This is a genomic window from Variovorax sp. CAN15 (assembly GCF_030462475.1).
In the GTDB taxonomy this organism is placed as follows: domain Bacteria; phylum Pseudomonadota; class Gammaproteobacteria; order Burkholderiales; family Burkholderiaceae_C; genus Variovorax.
On sequence record NZ_JASMRZ010000009.1, the window covers coordinates 44734 to 67961 of the forward strand.

The 23228-nt window shown below is 58.7% G+C and carries 23 protein-coding genes and 1 pseudogene; 14 read left to right on the plus strand and 10 right to left on the minus strand.

The annotated features are described in order from the left end of the window. Positions 1 to 127 precede the first annotated feature (127 nt). From QMO14_RS09485 to QMO14_RS09510, 6 genes are all read left to right on the plus strand, one after another. Entirely contained in the window at positions 128 to 1369 is a 1242-nt protein-coding gene (locus QMO14_RS09485; protein WP_301506397.1) for a site-specific integrase, read from the plus strand. Then, positions 1351 to 3057: a hypothetical protein gene (locus QMO14_RS09490; protein ID WP_301506399.1), complete on the plus strand. Its 1707-nt coding sequence runs from the start codon at positions 1351 to 1353 to the stop codon at positions 3055 to 3057. Before QMO14_RS09485 ends, QMO14_RS09490 begins: the two co-directional genes overlap by 19 nt. Further along, entirely contained in the window at positions 3057 to 5042 is a 1986-nt protein-coding gene (locus QMO14_RS09495) for a hypothetical protein (RefSeq protein WP_301506401.1), read from the plus strand. Before QMO14_RS09490 ends, QMO14_RS09495 begins: the two co-directional genes overlap by 1 nt. A gap of 91 nt (positions 5043 to 5133) precedes the next feature. Next, entirely contained in the window at positions 5134 to 5448 is a 315-nt protein-coding gene (locus QMO14_RS09500; protein WP_301506403.1) for a hypothetical protein, read from the plus strand. A gap of 234 nt (positions 5449 to 5682) precedes the next feature. Then, positions 5683 to 7308, plus strand: coding sequence for an anti-phage dCTP deaminase (locus QMO14_RS09505; RefSeq protein ID WP_301506405.1), 1626 nt, complete (start codon positions 5683 to 5685; stop codon positions 7306 to 7308). Positions 7309 to 7386: 78 nt separating this feature from the next. Then, positions 7387 to 7605, plus strand: coding sequence for a hypothetical protein (locus QMO14_RS09510; protein ID WP_301506407.1), 219 nt, complete (start codon positions 7387 to 7389; stop codon positions 7603 to 7605). A gap of 246 nt (positions 7606 to 7851) precedes the next feature. Here QMO14_RS09510 and QMO14_RS09515 read toward each other — a convergent pair whose 3' ends face one another. Beyond that, positions 7852 to 8097: a helix-turn-helix domain-containing protein gene (locus QMO14_RS09515; protein ID WP_301506410.1), complete on the minus strand. Its 246-nt coding sequence runs from the start codon at positions 8095 to 8097 to the stop codon at positions 7852 to 7854. 65 nt (positions 8098 to 8162) lie between these two features. Here QMO14_RS09515 and QMO14_RS09520 point away from each other — a divergent pair, with 65 nt between their 5' ends. Further along, the gene (locus tag QMO14_RS09520) at positions 8163 to 8633 is read left to right on the plus strand and encodes a hypothetical protein (protein ID WP_301506412.1); all 471 of its coding nucleotides are present in this window, start codon (positions 8163 to 8165) and stop codon (positions 8631 to 8633) included. A 225-nt stretch (positions 8634 to 8858) separates the two neighbouring features. On the opposite strand, the gene QMO14_RS09525 is transcribed toward QMO14_RS09520, so the two are convergent. From QMO14_RS09525 to QMO14_RS09540, 4 genes are all read right to left on the minus strand, one after another. Then, a complete protein-coding gene (locus QMO14_RS09525) occupies positions 8859 to 9605 on the minus strand; it encodes a hypothetical protein (RefSeq protein ID WP_301506414.1) in 747 nt (248 codons plus the stop codon). A 257-nt stretch (positions 9606 to 9862) separates the two neighbouring features. Beyond that, positions 9863 to 10303, minus strand: a complete 441-nt coding sequence (locus QMO14_RS09530) for a DNA-binding transcriptional regulator (protein ID WP_301506549.1) — start codon at positions 10301 to 10303, stop codon at positions 9863 to 9865. Positions 10304 to 10467: 164 nt separating this feature from the next. Further along, on the minus strand, positions 10468 to 12618 hold the full coding sequence (locus tag QMO14_RS09535) for a sensor histidine kinase KdpD (protein WP_301506415.1): 2151 nt from the start codon (positions 12616 to 12618) through the stop codon (positions 10468 to 10470). After that, positions 12608 to 13309: a response regulator transcription factor gene (locus QMO14_RS09540; RefSeq protein WP_301506417.1), complete on the minus strand. Its 702-nt coding sequence runs from the start codon at positions 13307 to 13309 to the stop codon at positions 12608 to 12610. Before QMO14_RS09540 ends, QMO14_RS09535 begins: the two co-directional genes overlap by 11 nt. Before the next feature lie 258 nt (positions 13310 to 13567). On the opposite strand from QMO14_RS09540, the gene QMO14_RS09545 reads away from it, so the two are divergent. The 5 genes from QMO14_RS09545 (at position 13568) to QMO14_RS09565 (ending at position 16693) form a co-directional block, all read left to right on the plus strand. Then, positions 13568 to 13732 carry a hypothetical protein gene (locus tag QMO14_RS09545; RefSeq protein ID WP_301506419.1) on the plus strand — a complete coding sequence of 55 codons (165 nt, stop codon included), beginning with the start codon at positions 13568 to 13570 and terminating at the stop codon, positions 13730 to 13732. Between the two features lie 72 nt (positions 13733 to 13804). Further along, the gene (locus tag QMO14_RS09550) at positions 13805 to 15118 is read left to right on the plus strand and encodes a nucleotidyltransferase (RefSeq protein ID WP_301506421.1); all 1314 of its coding nucleotides are present in this window, start codon (positions 13805 to 13807) and stop codon (positions 15116 to 15118) included. Beyond that, entirely contained in the window at positions 15118 to 15606 is a 489-nt protein-coding gene (locus QMO14_RS09555) for a hypothetical protein (protein ID WP_301506423.1), read from the plus strand. Before QMO14_RS09550 ends, QMO14_RS09555 begins: the two co-directional genes overlap by 1 nt. A gap of 3 nt (positions 15607 to 15609) precedes the next feature. Further along, positions 15610 to 16374 (plus strand): hypothetical protein, encoded by a 765-nt coding sequence (locus QMO14_RS09560; protein ID WP_301506425.1) that lies wholly within the window; start codon positions 15610 to 15612, stop codon positions 16372 to 16374. A gap of 142 nt (positions 16375 to 16516) precedes the next feature. Continuing rightward, complete coding sequence (locus QMO14_RS09565) at positions 16517 to 16693, plus strand: hypothetical protein (protein WP_301506427.1); 177 nt, start codon at positions 16517 to 16519, stop codon at positions 16691 to 16693. Positions 16694 to 16924: 231 nt separating this feature from the next. Here QMO14_RS09565 and QMO14_RS09570 read toward each other — a convergent pair whose 3' ends face one another. Continuing rightward, positions 16925 to 17467 carry a hypothetical protein gene (locus tag QMO14_RS09570; protein WP_301506430.1) on the minus strand — a complete coding sequence of 181 codons (543 nt, stop codon included), beginning with the start codon at positions 17465 to 17467 and terminating at the stop codon, positions 16925 to 16927. 147 nt (positions 17468 to 17614) lie between these two features. On the opposite strand from QMO14_RS09570, the gene QMO14_RS09575 reads away from it, so the two are divergent. Next, a complete protein-coding gene (locus QMO14_RS09575; protein WP_301506432.1) occupies positions 17615 to 17818 on the plus strand; it encodes a hypothetical protein in 204 nt (67 codons plus the stop codon). A 69-nt stretch (positions 17819 to 17887) separates the two neighbouring features. Here QMO14_RS09575 and QMO14_RS09580 read toward each other — a convergent pair whose 3' ends face one another. Further along, a complete protein-coding gene (locus tag QMO14_RS09580; protein WP_301506434.1) occupies positions 17888 to 18703 on the minus strand; it encodes an HNH endonuclease signature motif containing protein in 816 nt (271 codons plus the stop codon). 590 nt (positions 18704 to 19293) lie between these two features. Here QMO14_RS09580 and QMO14_RS09585 point away from each other — a divergent pair. After that, a pseudogene (locus QMO14_RS09585) lies at positions 19294 to 19902 on the plus strand (ATP-binding protein); the annotation flags it as partial. Between the two features lie 36 nt (positions 19903 to 19938). Here QMO14_RS09585 and QMO14_RS09590 read toward each other — a convergent pair. From QMO14_RS09590 to tagF, 3 genes are all read right to left on the minus strand, one after another. Continuing rightward, the gene (locus QMO14_RS09590; RefSeq protein WP_301506436.1) at positions 19939 to 20163 is read right to left on the minus strand and encodes a hypothetical protein; all 225 of its coding nucleotides are present in this window, start codon (positions 20161 to 20163) and stop codon (positions 19939 to 19941) included. A 205-nt stretch (positions 20164 to 20368) separates the two neighbouring features. After that, positions 20369 to 22390, minus strand: a complete 2022-nt coding sequence (locus tag QMO14_RS09595; RefSeq protein WP_301506437.1) for a serine/threonine-protein kinase — start codon at positions 22388 to 22390, stop codon at positions 20369 to 20371. A gap of 82 nt (positions 22391 to 22472) precedes the next feature. Next, on the minus strand, positions 22473 to 23186 hold the full coding sequence (gene tagF, locus QMO14_RS09600; protein ID WP_301506439.1) for a type VI secretion system-associated protein TagF: 714 nt from the start codon (positions 23184 to 23186) through the stop codon (positions 22473 to 22475). Positions 23187 to 23228: the final 42 nt, after the last annotated feature.

Sequence of the window (23228 nt, forward strand, 5' to 3'; positions counted from 1 at the left end):
ACAGGGCTATGTGGTGAGGTGGGGATGGTGACTAGCTCAACGTATCGCGCGAAGATGGTTGAAATGCGGACTTCATCCGATTCCCACTTCGATACTGCATGCTTCGCGCGGTACATCCGCTAGTCAAATGGCGATCGTCAAGCACATCGATTTCACGGTCCACGACGTGACCTACGAGATGGCCACACCGTCGCTCGTTCCTCTCGGCACCTTGACGGGAGCGCCGGTCATCTACGGTAAAGATGAGGTGATTTGGGAAGAAGCTGCCGCCTACCTCGCATCAAGGCTTCGACTTGTATGGTCGAGAGAATTGGACATCCGAACGGTGGAAAGCAATGCCAAGCATCTGCGCGCCTACCTCGAATACTGTGAATCTCATTCACTTTCTGCAATGGAATTCGGGGCCCGGCGGCAAGACAAGCCGACCTACGGGTTTCGTGGATTCGTCATCGACCAAAAGAGGCGCCGAGTCATTTCGCCCAGCACCGCATCCGCGCGCATGAATGCGGTCAAACAGTTTTTTTCCTGGACTCTGAAATGCGGGATCTTGCCTGCGTCGGCACAACCGTACATCGAAACGTCTACTCACACCCAAGTTCAAGACCTGGTCGGGTTTTCCCGGCGGATCGCGATCTCGACTTCGGATCTTTCCATCAGAAAGTCGAGTCGAGAGCGCGCTTCTCTCGAGGGCGGTCTGACTCCGGTGTCCCGAGCACTGCGAGACGAACTCATTGCCGCCGGATATCGCCATGCGAGCCCAGAGTTCGCGCTGATACTAGATCTGGGCTTCAGATCTGGAATGCGCATCGAAACCATCTGCGGACTCACCGTGGAGAGTCTCGCCAAGGCAACGTCGAATGAGAGCGGTGAAACCTACTACATCAAGGTGGGGCCGGCACACGGCGTGCCTACCAAGCAAGGCGTCAACTACGGCCCGCAAATTCCGAGAGATCTCTTCGTTCGGTTGAAGCAATATGAAGATTGCGCTCGACGATTGAAACGAACAGCAGGAGCCGTTGGAGAAAGCAAGCATCTGCTTTTTCTCAATCGATGGAGCCGTCCTTATGTGGACCTCAACCGCCACGGAGCAAATTCGATCAGTCAGCTTTTGCAGCGCTTAAAGGCCCATCTTCCACACGCTGATCTTCGGCAGTTTTATTTTCACTGCACGCGAGCGACTTTTGGGACGGCGGTAGTCCTCGCGGGCTTAGCGGCCGGAGAAAGAAAAGACCGGATTGTCCGACGCCTTATGGAACTGCTCGGACACCGGCACGCGAGTTCGTCATTCAGGTACATCTCCTTTGTGGAGGAATTGAAGACAAGCGAAGCGATTGACCGGGAACTGGAAGCATGGTCGACCACATCCTGAATCTCGAAGCGTCAAGGCCGGCGCTGTTGATCGAAGTCGCCTATCCCGGCACCAGTTGTACCCAATACGACCTGCGTGCATTGTTCTGGCGCAATGGGCACGCGTTAGGGCCCAGGTGGAGCCGATCAGGAGCACACCGAAGCGCATCTGGCTCGGTCAGAGAGCAGTCCTATCCGATCCTTGAAGCCATACAGAGGGGATATCGCACTGCCCAAGCAGAAGGCACATCGTTGCGCACGTTGGGCAACAGTTTGGTGAGCCTGCGAACGTTCTGGGCACACTGTGAGGAGCACCGGCTTTTTCCGTTGAAAGATTCGCAAGCCGGCTGGTCAGCCTCGCTGTCGCATTGGGTCGATGCGCTCTGGCAGAAGGTCAGATGCGGAAAGCTCGCCGAACGCTCAGCAGGTGCTGCATCATGGGGTGTTGCCGGAGTACTGGCCCGAGCGCTTGAAGTGTCCCCCGCTTCAATCGTAGGCCGCACAGTGATGCCAAGAATCAATGCCAGTCGGGGGGCACCGCCAAGGCACGAGAAAATCGACCTTGCGGTGATCGACCAGTTCATCGAGGATCTAGCCGACATTGCTTCAGCCATCACGCGCGAATCGTTGGAGGGTAATTGGCCTTTGAAGATAGATTTTCGATCGGGCGCTGTGCTGCGCTATCGCGGCTCGGGGCGACCGTCACAAACTTCGAATAGCTATCTGGCGGATGCGACGACCAAAGCCAAAGCCGTCTCCATCCGCACACAGGCCGAGTGCCTTCGCTTTATCGGGATGACCGGAGCGAATTTGCAAGTAGCTTTGGATCTTCGAACCGAAGATATCTCTTTCGAAAGCATGAGTGGCAGCTACCGTGTGCGCGGCTTGAAGAACCGCCGTCATGATCAGGTCGATGTTCGAATTCCGAGAACGTATCGCTCGACCTTCGAGCGATGGCTCTCGTTTCGCGCAGATCTTTATCCGGACAGCTCTGTACTTAGGCTTTTCCCACTCTGGAGCAAAGAGGGAAAGGAGTCGACCGCCAAAGGCGAGCGCGGCTTCCAGCAACTGCGTGCGCTTCTGAAACTGGCAGGCCGGCCTTGTGTTTCTGCTGCGCTCCTGAGGTTCGCAAAGAGCCAGCGGTTGCTCAGGCTGGAAGCAATCGACGGAAATCTAAAAACCGTCGCGGGAGAGCTGCAGAACGAACTGGGCACGCTGTACAGAAGCTATATGCGTGGCTCCCAACAGATGGCCACAGTGGAACTAGGTTCGTTCATCAAGACCATTGCGCCGAAGGCAAGTCAGCAGCGATTGCGCGATGGCGGCTCATGTGCCGATCCCGACCATCCGCAGCTCATCACGATCGCTACAGACAGGGTGCCAGCGCCCGATTGCCGCAATCCGGCGGGATGCCTGTTCTGCGAGAACTACCGTGGAATCGCTAGCAAGGACTATCTGCACTCGGTGCTCTCTTACAAGGAATTTCTTCGGCTTCGCGCAGGAACTACCCCACTGGAGTCGCAGGTCTGGACAGCATCCATTCGCCCCACCATGGAGCGCATCGACGCCTTCGTCTGCAAGGTCGCTGAAACCAGTGAGCGGCTTCGCGAACAGATGGAGGAAGTGCGCGGTTTCATCGACGCGGGCAAGTTTCATGCTCGCTGGGTAGGTTGGATCGAGCTTCTCGCTAACGATCAGGGAATCCGCTGATGTCATATACCCTGGGCCTTGATCATCAAGGTGCACTCGATGTCCGAGCGCTCAATCATCGAACTCAGACACTCCAGCCGCCGGAGGATTTTCCGATATCCGTGACGTCTGAGGGTCGGGTACTGTCCCGATATCAAGACGACGTCTGGGACCTGACCCCCTATGCGACCACGGCCACGCGCATGAGATTTCTGCCTCTTGTCGATGGAGCCAGCGCAGCGGTGTCAATCCGCAACGTGGGTCTTCAGAAGCGAGTCGCCTTCTGGTCTTTGTACGGCATGGGTGTGCGCTGCTCGGTCAACTCGGTGCTGGGCCTTTTCCACGTCTTCCGGAAAATCATCGCGCTTTGCACAAGAAACGGCGTGCTTGCTTCCGAGCTTTTTCGCTACCCTGCCGTATATGAGCAACTAGCCACCTGCATCCCCATCTCGCAGAAGCAGGTCTTCCGTCGCCTGATGTCGCGGCTCTCGCGGGATGCCGACCTGCTCGACTTTCGAGTTCTTCATGAGGCCCAGTCAGAAGAGATCGCCAGGCAAATGGGACCCTATCGCCAGGTGCAGACCGCGTTCATTCCTGAGCGAATCTATTTCTACATCATCAACCGGTGCACCGAAGTAGTAGAGATGTATTTGCAGCACCAAGAGCCGATCGCGGAACTCTACAAAGAGTGTGTCAAGGCTGCCATTGATTTCCCTTCGCGCAGAAACAAGCGCACCGGGCCTTGGCGCGGGCGCCGCGCAAGCAGCACCTCGCGCAACACTGCTCTGGAATGCGTCACGGGGAGAAGCTTCCTCGAGCATGCGATGAAGTTAGGCATTAAGGACGTCCTCGAAAAGACACTTTCTCGCAACCTTCATAAGACCACGGGCGTCAGGACAATAGGTACCTATCTGAAATCTGTATCACTGGCTTGCCGGCTGCTCCTCGCTGCCCTCAGTGGTATGCGAAGAACCGAACACGGCACACTTCACACGGACTGTTTAGAGCGCCGCACGGACGCATTGCTCGGCGAGGTGCTTCTCGTGAGGGGTGAAACAACCAAGACTCTCCGAGACAAGAGCACCTATTGGATTACCTCCGCGCCAGCAGACCGTGCCATCGAGGCGGCCAAGTCGGTCTCCTCGTTGCGCAGATACGGGTTACGCAAAGATCCCCGACGAAGCCCTCCAGCCAAAGGGCCGACGCTACTGTTTCCCTGGTGCACGGACCCATGGACGCGGCTGCTCGGCGAAGATACGAGGTCCGTGAATGCTGCTGCAGTCTCGTCGAGCACCTTGTCGAGGGACATGCTGAACATGCTCGACACCGAACAGCTTCGAATGACAACGCAGGATGTCGCACAGGCGATGCGACTTACCCCAGACCTTGACACGGCGGTTTTCTACGAAGGTGCCATCTGGCGGCTCTCCTGGCATCAGTTCCGACGCACGCTCGTTTGCCTCGCGCTCGGCGCGGGAGTCTCGCTGCCCTCGCTCGCCTGGCAGCTCAAGCACTGTGGTGTAGCGATGACTCAGCACTACGGCACGAACTACTTCAACGTACCCGCTGACCGGGCGCTGCGTAGGGAGTTCGAGATGGCACAGATCGAATTGCTGCTCGTGCGTGGTCTGGAACTCACCAAGGACGACTATGTATCGGCTGTGGGCAAGAAACAAGTTGCAGTTCATCTGCTGTCGGAGAACGACGAGCGATCTCTGGTCAAGGCTGCAAAAGCGGGTGCTCTTGCGTTCAAGCGAACGGCGTTGGGTGTGTGCACGAATCCAGATCCGTGCACATACGGTGGATGGGAAGATGTGTCGCACTGCGCGGACTGCACGAAGGCGCTGGTAGATCGCAACAATAAAGTCGCGATCAAGGCTTTTCTTAATGTCGTCGAGGCTGATCTGGAGGCATGCCGCGCCGCCGACGTCGTTCTTCGTGGCAGTCTCGAAGCTCAACGCGACGCAGCATTGAAAGCCCTGAATGCCATCTCATCACCAGACTGAAACTGGCCGCGGTGGCGCTGAACGCGAGTTCGCATCGGCCTTCCTCAGACTCAGGGAGGATCGACCGATCCGACTTCCCAAAGGGACGCCGGTGTCCCAGAACAATGTCGCGAAGGAAGCTGGCTGCACGGCATCGGCACTGCGAAAAGAGCGATTCCCTGAGCTGGTGAAACAGATCCAAGATTTTGTTGCTCCGTCAGCCAAGGCGCCCAACGATCTCCGAGAACGGCTAGCCCACGCCGAGCAGCGGAACAAACTCCTTCTGCAGGAAAGGGCGGCACTGCGCGACCGGTATGACCTCCAAACAAGCCGTGTGCTCAGCCTGCTTGCCGAGACAGCGGAGTTGAAGCGACAAATCAAGATCCTGGAATCCGAGCTGCGGGGAAATATCAGGCCCTTACGGTAGCGCATTTGCCCCATCAGACCCGACCAAGATGAGCGGGGTTGTCGGCAGATCTTCTGCGGCTTTCGCAGGACCTCTTCGTCGAGGTCGTGCGAATCCATTCATGGTGACCAGCGAAACAGGCGCCGCCGATGGGACGACTCTCTTGGGAGGGGGCGGTAATCCCCGAGGACTGAAGGCAGCAGAGAGTGACAAGATGTTTGCCTGCTGAACTGTTAAAAAATCTGGAGGAAGGATATGTCCGCAATTGCAAAGCCCCTGGTTAAAAGGCGAACTCTGCTGACCGACGATCGCCAACTAATTGAGAAATTCGCAGCTCGAAAATCTCACGAACTGGTGATAGCCTTTGCTGGACCGATTGGCTGCGGAATCCAATCTGTTGTCGAAATGAGCACCATTCGCCTCAAGGAGCGTGGCTACGAGGTGGTACATGTGAAGTTGAGCGAATTCTTGGAAGAAGCAATCAAGAGCGGCTTTGTGGAGGAATGGGAGCCTCCGGCTGGCTCCTCCAATCGCCTTTTACGGTATCGTCGATTGCAAGAGGCCGGAAAGGAGCTTCGCAGCCAAACCCAAAATCCAGCAATTCTTGCTGAGTATGCAATACGTCAGATATCTATTGATCGTCGCAAGAGATTTGCCAGTGATGGTGGATCGCTCGAATCAACTGCACCCATTGTCCCCAAAAGGGTCGCCTACTTGATTGACCAGGTAAAGCGCCCGGAAGAAGTTGCCCTTCTCCGAGTCGTCTATGGAAATTTATTTTACCTCGCTGGCGTTACGCGAATCAAAGACAGACGGGTTGAAGAACTTGTGCGCGAAAAAGTCCGAGCAAATGAGGTGGAAGGACTCATCGAGATTGACAAGAATGAAGGAGAAAAAAATGGACAACAACTCGACAAAACGCTTCAGCTCGCCGATTACTTCATAAGAAATGATGCTAAAACGATCGATGACAAGAGGCGAAAAGTCGATCGCTTTTTGGATTTGATTCACGGCGACAAAAGTGTCACCCCCAGCAAAGCTGAACATGGAATGTATGCCGCCTATGCTGCTGGGCTGCGTTCGGCTTGTTTGTCTCGGCAAGTTGGTGCCGCCATCGCAGCAAGCGGCGGTGAAGTGATTTCAACTGGGTGCAACGATGTCCCGAAGGCAGGAGGAGGCCTCTACACCTCAGACTCTCAGCCGGTAGACATGCGATGTGTTCATCAGGACGGTCAAGTGTGCTTCAACGATTTTCACAAGAAAAAGCTTCTGACCGAACTAGGCGACGAGATTGAAAAAGAGTTGAAAAATCTCAAGCGAGGCGAGACCTCGATCACGCTAGCTCCCGGCGAGCGGGCGCAACTGCTTGACGCAATTTACGAAAACACTCGTGTGAAAGATTTGATTGAATTTTCTCGCTCTGTTCACGCCGAGATGGATGCAATCGTAGCTCTGGTCCGAACAGGTGGAGGTGGCCTTGAAGGCGCGACGCTCTATACAACTACATTCCCCTGCCACAACTGCGCTCGACACATTGTTGCTGCAGGAATAACCAAGGTCTTCTACATTGAGCCTTACGAAAAAAGTTTAGCCAAAGATTTGCACCAAGACGCCATTGCGTTTGAAGTCGAGGAGTCAACAGTGCAGACACCCAGAAGGGTAGAGTTTCTTCATTTTGAAGGTGTTGCACCGAGGCAGTTCGGGAACATGTTTCGAGCTGTCAATCGAAAAGATTCATCCGGCAAATTTATACCAATTGAGACCAGGACGGCAGAAAAATTTCTGCCAGAATATATTGACAGCTATCAAGATTTTGAAGCCAAGGCTGTTCAGCATTTAGAAAATGAAATAACCAGACTTTCAAAATTGAAAACGGCTTGACAAAAAATAAAAAATGCGCTTGACAAGTTCGAGCAATTTAGAGAAACTACGCTTGTTGATAACTTAATGGAGGCTGTGATGCGTAAACCAAGCAGCGAAACTCCAGGTCAGTTGTTGCTCGCACTGGAGCAATCGGCCCCGCCGGTGCCACGTGCTGTGGAAGTGCAATCGAACGTGGTTGTCCACGTGCACTTCGGCTCGAAGCTGTCACAACGTATTGCAGAGCGTGCGACCAGCGTCGAAGAGTCGAAGATCATCGAGAGTGTGCTGGCTCAGGCGAGAAAGCTTAGCTGGTAGCTAGCTGGCGCATGCGCGCCGGCCTTGCTGCTTCCCAACCGTCGAGAGCCGCTCTGCTCAGTCCCGACGGGTACTGGGCCTCTTCACGCGTTGCGCTCTTGGATGTGCTCCAACCTGCACTACGTTGAAGACATCCACACCAAAGTGCCCAATCGACCAGAACCTGAGTGCTATGTCGGGCGTTGAGGTGCATGGTGGTTTGCCCACTTTGACTTCCCCATGAATTGGCTCGCTCAAAAAGGACTCTCATATGCCGGCTTGAGCGGCCAGCTCCTCCAACGAAATACCGATACCAGACGCGATCCGAATCACAACCATGATTCCAGGGTTCTGAGTTCCTCGTTCAATACTGCTCATGTAGGAACGATCGACGTGGCTCCGATGCGCTAACTCTTCCTGCGAGAGCCCGCGCGCTTGCCGAGTTGCCCTGATCGCCAGTCCCAACGCCACAAGCGCTGGGTCCAGCGCATGTTTGGGCGAAGGAATTGGCATGGACAAAATCGTCCGCCAATGCGTACGATTACACCACGGATGATCTTCCACATAGGGGGTTTGGCATGTTCCGAGTTGATAGTCGCTTCGAAATCTACATGCCGCCCTTTCTGGAAAGTGAGAGCGCGGAACTTCGACAATTCCATCTTGTTGAGCAGTGCTTCAACGTGCCGCTCTGGCATGTTCAGGTTCTCCCTCTAGCTGCCAAAGACGAATTTCAACGATGGAGTTGCTATCTGGTGGTACGTGCGGGTGATGCGCTCGGCATACTGGTAGGACAGCAATGGGAACGCGTGAAGCTTCATGTCGTGTTGCCGGAGTACATGACGCGAACGAACTCCATCAAGATGTCCAGGTGCACCGCACTTTGGGAGTGCAGCTTAGGTGAGGAGCAGCAAGTCGCATGGCAGTTCGACACTGCACTCGGTTCTTTTCTCGATCCAGAATTTGGCGAGTTTGATACCTCAAGAGTGAAGAGGCGTGAAATCAGGTGGCGTGACCCTGAAATCGCGAATGAACCCGGGGGAGCTCATTGATCACATCTGAAAAGCAGTCGGCTTCAACTTGCCACATCGTCCTCGGCCGCAAAGCTCTGGCGATTCGTTATGGCTTCGAAGGTCAGTCAAGACTGATCGCGGTGCACTTGACTTTCCAACCGTGCGGCAGCAATTCGTCGATGCGAATGTGTGGCTGCGTGGGCAGCCGAGCCGGCGAACGCCGCCCGCCGGGCTGACCAGCAAACACCTCGATGACCGTTAGCGCTAAGCGCGCGCTCCGGCACCCTCGTCGTCTTCCATGTCCTTGTCCGTGAACGGACCAAAAAGAACCGAATCGCGGCTTGGGGAGTATCGACCGCCGTCCGCCTGAAACTTTTTCACTTCTTCAAGGGTGAAGTCCTTCGTGCGAACCAGATGCTGAGCAATCTGTTCATCGATCGGAACGCTGTCAATCTGGAAGATGACCTGTTCCATCTTCCGCTCGATAGTGAAGGTTTCTTCCAAGCGCTCGCGCAAGGCCTCGACTGGGTATCCAGCGATCAGCCGGGTGCCGATATCTGGGAGTTCGGTGAACACCTCGAAAAAGGGCCCCCGCAACTCGAACTCGCCATCCCACTGCATCTCGACCTCACGACCGTCATCCCGGATGCGGTAGGGCATGGCCTTTCTGTGCCAGCAAAGGCACATGACCAGTTCATCATTGGGTTCAAGAAGCCATGCATCACCATCCGTTGTCGTGAACAACACAAGGCGCGCGTTCTGAAAAAGGTCGCTCGGCGCGACCCACATCTTTGCCTCACCCGCCTGCGCAAGCCGCACTGCGTCAGCACAAGCGTGGAGCAAGACTTCGGTTGGGTCGATGCCTGGCTTTCCACCTGGCGCTTCCGTCATCTCTTGGCAGGTTATTACGTGATGCCAGTGGTTGTATCCGTTCCGCCGTGCGATCCGGTCGAGAAGGTCGGTGTGCTTGCCACCGCCGGTGCGTTGGAGCTTTTTGGCGGCTTTTTTCATGGTGTCCACCTGGGAGGCAGACGTGGGAATGAAACGCATGAGAAATTCCATTTCTGCATGCGAGCGCAAGGTGCTCACTGCCAAGGCCCGCTTGCAAAAAGGGAACCAGGGAAGAGGATGGGTGCGACCGTCCCGCAAGGGTTTGCCAAGATGAGCAGCAGGCGCCGGAAGTCGCCTGCCGCAAGCATACAGCGCATGCAGAACGTTGAGCAAGAGCACGTCGCAGGCTTGCGACGCATCGGCGCCCAGCCCGCGCGCTACAGGCTCTCGAGCCTTTCCGCGACCTCGCCTGCGCCGAGCTCACGCACCGAAGCAAGGCTCTCCAGTTGCGCCGCACGCGGGCGTGCCTTGCCTTGCTCCCAGTGATAGATCGTCTGCCCGGAGACGCCGACGAGTTTTCCGTACGTCGCGGCTGACAGACCGAGTTTGGCGCGGTGTGCGGCAAGCCGATTAACGCTGAATCGGCGCTTGACGCCGGCGTCTACTGCCGTATCTGCTTCTGGCGCAACCGAGCGGCCTGCGGAGCCCTTGACGGCTCTGCGCAAGGCCTTCTCCAAAGCATCCACTTGGCGACGCAAGGCTGCGATGGATGCACGGTGCGCAACAGAAGACTTTCTGAGCACTTCGATTTCAGCGCGAACTTCTTTCCGAGCAACGCGTGAAATTTCAGCTTTGAGGATCGATGCAATATTTGGCATGGCGCAGATTGTGCCCGTCGTCATCCCCATCATCGCGGGCTCTCGGCGTCCTTGAGTTACTTGAAGTCCTCCTTGGATTGCCAAAGCGAGAGCAGAGTATCCGGGGGGCCTTCAGAAGGCCCTCCGCTCCCATCATTTCATCAAGTAACCCGCTTCGGAGCGCATCAAGCAGCTGCAATGGCTTTTGGAAAACGGATGACCATGGCAACGCCGTCCGTTCGGTTTTCAGCATGAATGCTCGCCTTCATTGCAAGCAGCTGCCACTTGGCTACAAACAGTCCTTGGCCCTGATTCGTACTGCTAGCGCGAGACGAGACGCCGAACGAAAAAATCGACTCCAGTCGGTCTTCTTCAATGAGCGGCCCCTGATTGAACACGTCGATTTGCACATAGTTGTCCACCAGGCCCAGCCGTACTTGAACCAAGGTTCCCGCATATCGAAAAGCGAGCGCATTGTTGAACAGATGATCAAGGACGGTCTCCAGCGCAATGTCGTCGACTTCGGCAAAGACACCTTGCGCGACTCCGAAGTACACGTAGTCAGTTCGGGCTTCGTTCAGGTTACTCAGGAATTCGTTCAAAAACTTTGCGAGGTCGACCGGCCGCGTCTGCGCCATTCCACTGAGCAGACCCGTCTCGACCGATGTTGCGTTGTACAACCCTTCGACGGCTCGGCGCATCCGTTCGAGCCTAGACCTCATCTCCGGGTTGTCTTTTGTTTGAGTCAACAACGAATGCAGAGGGGATCGAATTTCGTGTCCAAGCGCGTCCAGGATGGCTTTGCGCTGCTTCAAGAGTTCTCGCTCAAGCGCGACCTGCATTTGTTGAAGCTGAATGTGGCGATCGCGCGCCGCGCTGCGGGTCACATTGCGTCGAACCAGTACATCCAACACTCGGCTCAGGGCAGCCATCTCCCCATGACCGTGCCGCGGAGGCGCCGACCAACCATGCGGTGCTCGATTGACGATCAAACCATATGTCACTGCGGTCACCTTCCGCAGCCTCAGCAACGCAAAAAAGCCTAACGCCAGCAAGACCGCCGAAAGGATTAGTGCGACGAAAAACCACAGCATCGTGCGCAGCGCGAAGTCGGGCAGCGGCGGTGGACCAGAAGTCAACACGACTTCGTACGTGTTCCTCGACCCCACCAGCTCGATAGGACGTGAGGCCCGAACGATCTTGGTTTGTCGATCGATCATTCGCGTCAACCAGGCCGCCTGACCCTCTCGATCTCTTGGCGGGGAGGCGCTTCCGTCGACCTGCGGCAGGTTCGACAGTTGGTCGGAACTCCACCTCAAGACGGATCCTGCGGCCGGGTCATCTCTGATCTCCAACTTTGCTCGCGACGGCACTGACAGCAAGTACGCTTGTTCGATGGACATAAGTGCTGTGCCTTGTCGCTCTGGCTCGATGTCGTACCGCTTGATAGACTTGCCTGCCGCCTCGTCCCATTGGTACACGTCAACGCCAATGCCCAAGCTTTTGACCCAGGCACTCGGCCACGATGCGGCATCTACGGCTTGACCGTCAATTAGCGCAGCATCGATACGACCGACCAGCGTGACGGAATTGCGTCCGTTAGCATCCGATGGGCGCTCGAAAGCTTGCGCATTGATCTGCTTGAGCGAACGATCTACGCGGTTTGCATAGAAGGCGGAGATCTCGTGCGTACCGTCGTACCGGCTGATGAATGACGGATACCTTTCCAGCGCGAGTTTGGGCGTTTCGTAGGTCAACACGAACGCAGTCTGTCTGGGCCCCGAGAATTTCAAGGTGACGTAATCAGCCTCGGCGATCGGCGTGCCGCTCACGTGCCTACGGATGGACGGTGTCGGAAATCTGATTGCAAAGTAAAGGTAGCGCCCGCTCGTATCGCCTGGAACCACCGCAAAGCACGCTTCCAAAACAGGAGCCCCTGGCCCTGCGGTGGCCACATTGCGGAAGGTCACCACGCAAGGGCGTGGCCAGTCAAAAATGACTTTCTCCACATCGAACTGCTTCGCATTACCCCGATTGAGGAAGTACGAATAAAACGAGCGCTTGAGCGACACAAAGCCCAGCGTGCGCTGAATTCGCGAAAACTCATCTGGGTTTTCCAACAGCGACGAACCATCCTTATCGCGGGTGGCCAGCGCAAAATCGGCCAGTTGGGCGTCCAGCGCCGCCTTCTTGGCTTGTTGGTCGGACTCTCTAGAAGAGGACACGACGTCATAGATCGCGTAACCGATGACACCAATCAAAGCGACGGCGCCGACGGCTGCCGCGATCGTGAAAGCGCTGCGCGACGCCCAGCGTTTGAACTGCCTAACTACCATGGCTCCAGAAGTAGCCCTTGCCCGGCGCGGTTTCGATGTGATTGAAGCTCGGATCAACGTCACTGAACTTGCGACGTATCTGCGACATGTGGACCGCCAGAGATTTGTTGTCCCCTGTTTTCATTGCCTGCGCCAGATCGGAGTGAGGCACAACGCTGCCAGCTCGACCGGCCAGTTGATTGACGATCTTTAATTCCGTGAGGGTCAAACTGACCCGCTTGTCTTTCCACCGCAGCTGGGGCGAGCGGTTCGGATCTGGCGTCAACCCCGGGGGCAACCCACCCGGCGCACGGGCCAAGGCCGCAAGGTTATTGCTTGCGAAACTCAAGGCTTGGGACACGCGATGCTGGAACTTCAGTTCATCGACGGGCTTTGGGATGAAATCGTAGGCTCTCAATGTGAACGCAACTGGCCCTAGGTTCTCCTCTGGCATGCCGGTGACGATGATGGTCGGGCAATCCCGCCCATGATCGGCAAGGATAGAAAGGCCTTTGTGGTGTTCTTGCGCTTGGCTGCCCAGCTCGATATCGACGACGAGAAGGTCGAAGCGCTCAGCCTTGATCGCTGCCACCGCGCTGTCGTAGTTGAACAATTGGATCACCTCCACCGCTGTGTTGGGGACGGTCTCAAGCAATTTCCTAAGGTCGTTGCTGGTGGGCAAGTCGTCCTCAACGAGTGCGATGCGATGCATATCTGGGTCTCCACAACTGGGACTGCGAGCTTCTCACAGGAAGCGGCACGTAAACACTCGGGCAAATTCAGCTTCTCTTGCCCTTATTAAGAAATGCTTGCCTGCGGTGCGCGAACGCTGTCAGCGCTACTCGTGAAGTTGAAGCTCGTCTTAACCCCTTTTTGCCTGCTAAAGATCACACTGAGGGCAACCCGCAAGGCTCTGGAAAAATCCGAGTCGCACGGCGGGGATCTTCAACCGCAACCAGGAGCGCCTCAAATGGCAAAAACCCTCAAGCCCGGTACGCCGGCACCCACGTCCGGTCAGTACCGCAACGGCACGACTAAAACCGAGATCACGGGCGTCAAAGGCAAGCCTCTCCCTCCGACGCCGCGTCCCAGCCAGGGCTACACGCTCGTGGATCCGACCAAGCACAAACGCTGAAAGAGGCAAACCGCACAGGTCACTGTGCGGCTCCTTCAAAAAAACAGAAAACAACATCAGGAGTCAAGCACCTTGAACCGAGATCTCACACTTCCACCCGCACGCCTTGCGCGCTCGACCCGCACAGCAGTCCAAGCCTTCCGGCTGGTCGACCTCGTGGCGCAGGCCCACGAGCCCACCGACACCCAGCTCAATGCCCTGTCCTCGGCGTACTTCGCAACGAGCGAATTTCTGCTCGAACAGCCCGAGTTCGCCAACGACTTGGTCGAAATTCATGCGCACGGTTCGCGACAACTCGGCACCATCGTGCGCCCTCGTGACGGCAGCCGTGAGGGATTCGATATCGACCTCATCACCCGGCTGCACCCTTCGGCACTGGGCACCTACGGCGGTCCAGCGGGGCCGGCGCTGTTGCTGAGTCGCCTGGAAGCGGCGTTGCGCAAGTACGCCAGCGCCCACGGGCTGTCGGTTCAGCGTCACGACCGGTGCGTCACGCTGGAGTATGCCGGCGGCATGTGCGCGGACATCGCTCCCGTGATCGACGATCCGTCAGTGCTTGGCGCCTACGGTGCAAGCCATGCGTTGATCCCTGACCGTGAGCTTCATCGCATGGAGTCCACCAATCCCCGCGGCTATGCAAAATACTTCAATGAAGTGGGCGACATTTCACCGAGGTTTCTGACCGGCTGGACCATCGCGATGGACTCGCTGAGCGAAGCATCGATCGCGCCGCTCTCCAATCCGCAGGAGGTTTTCGCAAAGATCCTGTGCCGGTTGGTCCAACTGGTCAAACTGCACCGCAACGCGAAGTTCGCCCCAGCCGCTAAAGGCGCTGATGTCGCACCGACGTCGATCTTTCTGACCACGCTGGTGGCAGAGGCGTACCGTGTCGAAGCACCCCTGCCTCATGCGAGTCCCTTGGAGCTCTTGCTGGATATCGTGGAGCGCATGCCCCTGCATTTCCAGCGCATCCCGCGCAGCGGCGGTCAAGAAGAATGGTATCTCGCCGACCCTGCCGTCCCGCGGGGCAACCTTGCCGAGGGCATGAATTCGCTGGGTCACCAGAAGGCATTCTTCGCATGGCATGAGCTGCTCATAACAGACATCGGCCGCATTCTGAACGCCATCGATGGAAATCACGGCATGGACGCGCTACTCAAGGCCGTAAAGAATGCCTTCGGCGACCGGGGCAGCGCAGCGGTCGCCACTGCGCAGCTGGCGCAGCAGCAGACCCTGCGCGCAGCCGGGAAAACGGCCGTGTTCACGACCGCGGCTGGAAGCACAATGTCTGCGGCGTCCACCGTCACGGCGGCGTCTGCTTCTTCGGTGTCAGCACCCACTGCCCGCACGCTCAGTTCGCGCGCTCATACGTTTTTCGGACGCTGATGCCTGCACCAACACGTCCTCCGACCCTGGCGCAACGCCATGCCGAACTCGCAGCCTTGCGCCTGGACGGCGCCAAGCTGCGTTTCGTGGGAAACGCAGAGCTGCGCTTCACCTTCACGATTGCTCCAAGCGAGTTCGGTCGATTCTATGAATGCGAATTGCGCATCCCGCGCGATGCATCCTCGCCTGAAATGCGGGTTCTGCAGCCGGACTTGGTCGCGCTGGCCAAGGGCCAGTCGTTGCCGCACGTGTATTCGAGCGAGCCGAACGCCGTTAAGTTGTGCCTTTGGCGGCCCAAGCAGCGCGAGTGGATGTCGCAAATGACGCTGAAAGACACCTACATCCCTTGGACCGCCGAGTGGCTTGCCTATTTTGAGCTTTGGCTAGCGACCGGCACATGGGAGGGTGGTGGCGAGCACCCAACATCACCCAAAAAGACCGCGGCCGCTGCGCGAACTTTGGCTAAGAAAAAATTCCGGAAAGCTTAAAGAATGTCCAAATCTGACCCCGTTCGCTCCAACTACTACAGCAACGTCGAACGCGCTGAAAAAGCAAGTGACCTGCTCTTTCTGCTGAGTGCCCTCCTCTCATTTGCAGTGCTGTTCGTCGACAAGACTACGCCTCGCCTCTATCAAGGCATGAACGTCGTTTTCACGGCATGCGTTCTTGCTTCATTCATCTGTGGGTTGGCCTTGCGGCTGTACCTGATTCCTCGCGCAGAGCAAGCGCGGCGGGGCGATTTCTTCAGTACCGCATTTGATGTCGGACTGACCGTCGAACGCACGGACGGCTACTACAACAACGCCTTCGTCGAGCCTTTCAAACGTACGGCTGCTCAGCTCTTTGAAAACACGCTGTTTACCAAGGCGATCACTGGAAAAATGGCTGTGCGCGAAAGGATAAAGGTGGCGATGTATTTTGGCGCATGGCTGGTCTGCCTCCTGTGGCGCGATGTCGAAATCGGCATCGTCGTAGCTGCCTGCCAAGCAGTGTTCAGCGAGCAAATGCTTTCAAAGCTGTTGCGGCTCGAGTGGCTGCGCATTCAATCGGAGCGCGTCTACGACAAGATGCAGCAACTTTTCCAGTCGACCGCGACCAAGACCGGCTTCATGGCCATCACCCTGGATGCGTTGCTCATATACGAAACGGCGAAAGCAAATGCTTCGATCACTTTTCCTTCTAAGCTCTTCGACAAGATGAACCCCAGTCTTACTGAGCAGTGGACCCGCACCCAGGCGACATTCGGTATTCCCTGACTGCGAACGTGGTCGCACACAGGCCTCTTGAGTAGCTTGAGTGGTGGAGGTGAATTTAGGCAAGTTCGCGATCCAAACGGGAAGCGAGCTCAGTGCCCCGAGGTGGGCATGAGACCTACCAGGAAAAAATTTCGGTTGTGTCTTGTCCACCACCGTCGCCCTCAAACAATTTGGGCGATTGTGTGAATCCTTTGCCCGCGCCTGCAAAGCAGGTTGCATGAAACTTGCCCGCGTTGACGCTTCCGCCGCCGCAGAAGATTGCCAGACCGACGCTTTGAATTTCCGCGCTCGATTGATCCTAATTTCCATCGAGAGCTGACCTGCCGCAATGTCTTTCGGCCGTTGTTCATCAGGCAGATTGCGTGCTGCATGCAGCTCAAGGTCTCATGGAAAACTGGGGCACTTCGAAGTGGAAATCAACGGCCGATCTCGCAGTAACCAGCAAGAGCGCGTCCAAGGACGCGCTCCAGCAAAGACCAACGGCTGCTGATAAGGCGCGCATCCATTCGAGTCCATGACCTCGCCCCGTCAGTTGCATCGACATCAGCACCTATGAAGTGCTGGCGGGCGGGCTCGGAGGTTCTCGGATTTCCCTTTCAAGCGACATGAGCAGCGACACGAGCCTCATTTCCACATGCCGCGTGAGATCGAGAAACGAATGGAAGTTTGCAAGTAGCAGCTTGGTGTCAAACACCACCAGATAGCGCACGGATTCAGAAAAGTTATCTGGAACGCCTTCCAGAGAGAAACGATGCGCCCAGTCGGAGTGCGCCACAACCTGGTCGCGAAGCAGAATGGCTTGATCGTGCTCCGCCTGATGCGCAGGGTAGCCATCGAAGAGCTGCAGCTCGCTGGGCTTGAGGTACCGATCGGCTATCCCGTCAGATCTTGACGTATTGAAAGGCCGAGCGTAGCTGACGATAGCAGCCATTCCCAAGGCGCTATCTAGCTCATCAGCGTGACTCGTCGCGAGCCTAGCTGGGCTAGAACGCAGCCCTTTGAAGATCTCGGCAAACTTCTGAGCTTGTTGGATATCGTGGATCGCCACGTGCACACGATTCGCCAAGCGCCGCAGCGAGCTATTGTCTTTCATGGTCAGATTTTGCAGTGGGTCGTTGCGAAAAGGGTGTTGCGTCTGACAATGATTGCAAAGGCCCCACTTGTTAGCTACCGTATGTGCCCCGGCACCTTCCAGTGTCCGGTGGCATCAAGGAGATCCCTCTTCACCATTCAGAAACCATTGCCACCACCCAAGGGCTACGAGAGTTGGCTCCACTACGCAGTCGAGAACTTTGATACCCGCCAGCCATGGCTCGAAAGCATGTACGAGACATGGGTGGATGAAACCGCAGTCGAACTCGACCGCGACAAGATTCGCGAGTCCCTGCGTATGGAGTTCATGGCCCTGAAAAAAGCCATGAAAGCCATGGGATCGAACTCATAACCTCTTCCCCACCCACGAACACTTTCGTGCGGGTTGGCATGGGTTGATTGTCGCGCGTCAGCGAGTCGCCTACAGCGTCAGCGGATTCGGAAACTCGGCTCGATCAAACTGGTTGATGTACACGTCGTCCTTCACGAGTACGCGAACGCGCCATTTCTTGCCCGAGGGATCGAGCTTAATCTCCATCACCTCGCGATCTACCGCACGATGGATAAGTGTATTGAGCAGCATGCCAGCGCTCTCTCCGTTGTGATAGCGCCAATCCTCGAAGTGCGCCGCATCAAGGAGAGCCGGATTCTGGATTCCCGTCACTGGGCACTTCTTCCAGATCTTCAGCATAAGATCGCGAAAGGCGCTTTGCTCTGGACGAATCAGGTGTGAAGCGAACTTCGCCACGTAAGGGCCATGTGTCTCGGGAGGCGGTGTTGGCGGGCCAGGGATCGTCGGCAGCGGCCGACCAACAATCTCCAAGAGCACTCGCGCCAGCGGCATGTCGAGCCAGTAGAAGGTTCCTTGGTTGGCATTACCGTTAACGTCGAATGGCTGCCGCGATCTTGAGGATTCGGCTTGTGCTTTTAGGATCTGCGCGGCGAAGTCCTGGTATCTAATCTTGGATGGGAGCGGCTCATATGTGGCGTTCACGCGAAGCCCTTTCATTCCGGCCATCCACTGTGCCGATTCCGGTTTACGGAACCGGCCCTCCAGCGTGTTGGTCGCAAACGCGAATTCTTTCGTCATCGGGAAGTCCGGCACCTTGGAGATAACCTTGGCTGTGCCAACGAGGCCATCAAAGTTAATGATGACCGTGTCGCCCGGCGCCATGTTTTCAAGCGGCAGCACATTCGGTGTTCGCACGCCGTCGCGGTCGAGGTACGTGGTGAACATGTACCCCTCATTGCGTAGAAACTCAAAGGACGAGCCTTGATTAGCGAAGAAATAAGCCATGGTTTCCATTGGACCGCAAAAAACGATGTGGCCCTCGAGAACTCCCAGATTGGGCGCGAATGCGTCTTCGGAACTCAACTTCACACAGAGCATGCCGTCTGCCGACGTGTGTGATCGTGCCCCAGTTCGCCGAAGATCTCGACGGAGGCTGGCTCGCGCGGCTTAGATCTGGGTCCTCGTTGTTCAGCAAGCTGGGCTACACCAGCGCCCAATCTTGGGGAGTCAAATAACTTTGATCCGATAGTGGGGAAAGCTAGCTAACTTTGAAACCCGAGGGAACGCGCAGCCACATAGAAAGTGCGTAAGTGATTGATTTCTCTAGTGGTCAAGACCGTCCAATTTTGATTTCCCACAGGCCGAAAAGAAAGTAGCCTGGTCCGGGCACGATGAATCAAGCGCGCGACCAATTGACCATCCGGCAGTCAATACGCCCAGCGAAGTCGACGATTGCGGCTAACTATGACGAGAATTTCGTCTATCTTTGACGGTGCCCAAACTAGTAGGAATGTCGATACCCTGCAAGACGCAGGTACATCGACGAGTTCCCGGAGTTCGCCCGCTCCGCGCTGGAAGCACTGCGCGAGCCGCTGGAGACCGGCACGATCACGATCGCCCGCGCCACGCGGCGCGCCGAATTCCCCGCGCGCTTCCAGCTCGTCGCCGCCATGAACCCATGCCCTTGCGGTTATCGTGGCTCCTCATCAAGACCCTGCCGCTGCACGCCCGAGCAGGTTTCGCGCTACCAGGGCAAGCTAAGCGGCCCGCTGCTCGACCGCATCGACCTGCACATCGAAGTGCCTCCGGTGTCGGCCCAGCTGCTGCTCGAAGCGCCCGCGGGCGAATCGACCGACAGCATCCGCGAACGCGTCGTCGCCGCACGCGAGCGCGCGATGCAGCGACAGGGCCATGCCAACCAGTCGCTGCATGGCGTGGCCATCGACCGCCACGCGGCGCTCGACGACGCGGCGCGCGGGTTCATGTTCAACGCGGCCGCCAAGTTGGGATGGTCCGCGCGCAGCACGCACCGGGCGCTGAAGGTGGCGCGGACGATCGCGGACCTGGCTGGGTCGGAGACTGTGCAGATCGGGCATCTGGCGGAGGCGGTGCAGTACCGCAGGGCGTTGCGCGGCGTCACCTGAGCGAAGCGCCGTCCGGGTTTGAGCGACGCCGGCGCTTCAGATGCCGAATTCCATCTCGCCTTCGATGCGATGGCCATGCGCCAAACCCACCCCATTCACCGCCTTGTCGCGGTAGCAGCGCAACGGTGTGTACTGTGTTTCTCTCACCAGGAAGACGCCCTTCTGAGCATCCACGACTCGCCAGCGCCCATCGACGGCCGCTTCGGCGTACTCGTGGAATTTGCTAGAAAACGGCTTCAGCCCTGAGCGCAGGCGGCCCAATGCAGGCGTGCAGAAGCAAGTAGGGGCCTGTTCAACGCAGACGACACCCCATCAGCCGCGATAACAAATCGAGAAATGCGGCGATCAGTCGTATGACCAGTCGAATGGCGAAAGCCTTCGCGCTGCATTCTCATCAATGCAGCCTCAATCCAACAGAAGATGGAGAAGACGGCCCGCTCGGCAGCGGGCGCGGCGGCGGCGTCCGCTACTTGAACTCGTGGCTCACCACGGGCGCCGACTTGCTGTCCTGCACCGTCACGCGCTGGCGGAACACCTCGAGGTCGCCGTTGCGCACTTCGATGTTGTAGATGCCGGGGCGCAGCGACAGCGACTTCAGCGGCGGGCTCACGCCGCGGTCGGCGCCATCGACGAACACCTGACCCCAGGGCCGCACGTTGAACAGTACGCGGCCCATGCCTGGCGCCGGCGCGGCAGCCGTGCCGGCCACGGTGGTTCCGGGCGGCTGCGTGCCGGGAGCGACGGGCACCGAGGGGGGCGAAACGCGGTTGATCTCGGCGATGGCGTTGCGCGCCTCGCGGGCGTGCAGGCCACGGCGATAGCGGCGCAGGTACGCCTCGTAGCCTTCGCGCGTGTTCTCGCTCTGCGCGAGGTTCCAGTCTTCGGCTTCGGCGGTGGCCAGCGCGGATTCGGGCGGCGTGGCTGGCGTTGCAGGCGACGCCGGTGCGGTCCCGGCCGGGGCGACCGGAACGTTATCGAGCGGCGCCAGCGGGCCCGTGGCTGCGGAGGGCGCACTGGCGGCGGCTGCCGGCGGCTCAGCGCCGGCCCCACCAGCCACAGCCGGCGGCACGCCATCGGTGGCGGACGGCGTGGCACCTGTTGTGACCGGAGGCGGCATCGCTGCCGGCGGCGCGGTGTTGCTCGACATCGGATCGGTCGGCGGCGGCACCGGCACCATCACGGTCTTGGTCTCCTGCGGCTGCATGCCCGAGGTGAGGCGCAGGCCGATCCAGGCGCCCACGGCGACGAGCGCGATCAGCAGCGCGCCGACCATGCCCCATGGCGGGCGCCTGAGCTTCTGCTTGCGCGCGGGTGCCGCCGCGGCCTTGTGGGCAGCGGCCGCTTGCGTCTTTGCACGGTTGTCACGGTCTTGCTGCGGCGCGGGAGCGCGCACCGGTTCGGGCGCGGCCACCGGCATGGGCATCGACATCGGCTCCAGCGGCGCGGGCGCCGACACCGGCGAGAACTGCTGCGGCGTCAGCTGCGGAGGCGGCGGCGCGGCCGAGACCGGCGCCGCGGGGATGATCACCGCCGGCACGCCCATGCCGCTCACGTAGATGTCGCCCAGCTTCACCAGCCCCAGTTCGGCGGCGAAGGCCGCCACGGTCTGCGTGCGGTCCTTGCTGTGCACGGCCAGCGTGTGGTCGACGGCGGCGCAGAAGGCCGGGCTCAGGTCGTCGCGGCCCATGGACGACAGCGGCACGTAGGCGTCCTGCACGCTGCGCACCACGGCCGAGGGCGGCGGATGGCCGGTGACCGCGCGGTACAGCACCGCGCCCAGCGCGTACAGGTCGGTCCAGGCGCCCTGCAGCAGGGTGTTGTCGTCGGCGTATTGCTCGATGGGCGAGTAGCCCGACTTCACCATCACCGCCACCTCGTCGACGAGGTCGGCGATGGACTTGCGCGCCGCGCCGAAGTCGAGCAGCACCGGCATGTCGTCCTGCTGGATGAAGATGTTGTCGGGCGCGATGTCGCGGTGGAAGCACTGGCTGCGGTGCAGCGTCTCCAACGCGCCCAACAGCGGCCCCAGCATGCCCAGCAGCCAGGGCTCGGTGATCCTGCCGGGCTCGTCTTCCGCCAGGCGGCGCAGTGTGCGGCCCTTGTAGAGCTGGATCGCCATGTAGGCGGTGGAGTTCTCCTCCCAGAAGCGATGCACCCGCACCAGCGCCGGGTGGCTGAACTGCGCGAGCGTGCGCGCCTCGTTGATGAAGCTGCGCAGGCCAGCCTGGAAGGTGGCCGTGAGCCGCTCGGAGCGCACGTGCACGCTGTTGTCGCCCACGCGGCGCGCGAGCATCGAGGGCATGTATTCCTTGATGGCGACCTCGCGCTGCAGCGAATGGTCGTAGGCGCGGTAGACGATGCCGAAGCCGCCCTCGCCGATCACCTCGAGCAGCTCGAACTCGTCGAGGCGGTGGTTCACGCCCAGCGGATGCGGGCGCTCGTCCTGCGCGCCGGACGCCGGGCTTCCGATGCCGTGCGTGGTTGTCATGCTTCTGCTCCTCCTGCGGGACGGCCGACCCCATGGCCCTCATGGTCCCCCCGGGTCAATCGGCCGACCTGGTTCTTCTTGTTCATGCCCATGGCACATGTCCCTGCGAAAACAATTTGGAAAACAGCGGCGTGTTGAGCCCGCCGCCATGGGCCGCGGTGCGCAACGGCGACCCGTCGGCCTGGTTGGTCCACCAGTAGCTGGTGCTGCCGAAGGGGTCGAAGCACAGTGGAAGCTCCGGCCAGGCCAGGCGCTGCTGGGCGCTGGCGCCACCGGCCGTAGGCCCGAGGATCGAAAGAATGTCGTCCGAGCCGCCACTGGCGGTCTGGAAGCCCGCGCGGCCGGCCGCCAGCACCTGGCTGTCGAACTGGTCCGGCGCCACCCCATGGCGGATCGCCTGCAGCATTGCGCTGCCGCACTGMCAGTACCAGTCGGCCGAGCCTTCGAGCACCGAGGGGCGGTAGTTGCGCGCGGCCACCTGCAGCGTGATGCAAACGGGGTAGTAGCGGCCCACGCGGTCGCAGCTGGGAGCGATGCAGCCGAACTGCACCGCGTCGACGCCCTGCGTGGCGGGAATCGCGAAGTTCCACACGGGCGCTACCGCGTAGTGGCGCGTCATGGCGTCGGGCCAGCGCTTGAAGCTGCCCAGGCCGTTCTGCATCCAGCGGTCCCACCAGGCCTGCAGCTCGCGCGGCATGCGGCGATAGAGGAAGTCGCCGGCGGACGGCAGCTTGCCGTACCAGCCGATCTGCTCATCGACGGGCACCCAGGCCTGCGGTGGAATGCTGCTGTTCATTGCATATGCCTCAAGACAACATCGCGGCATATGCCAGGAACA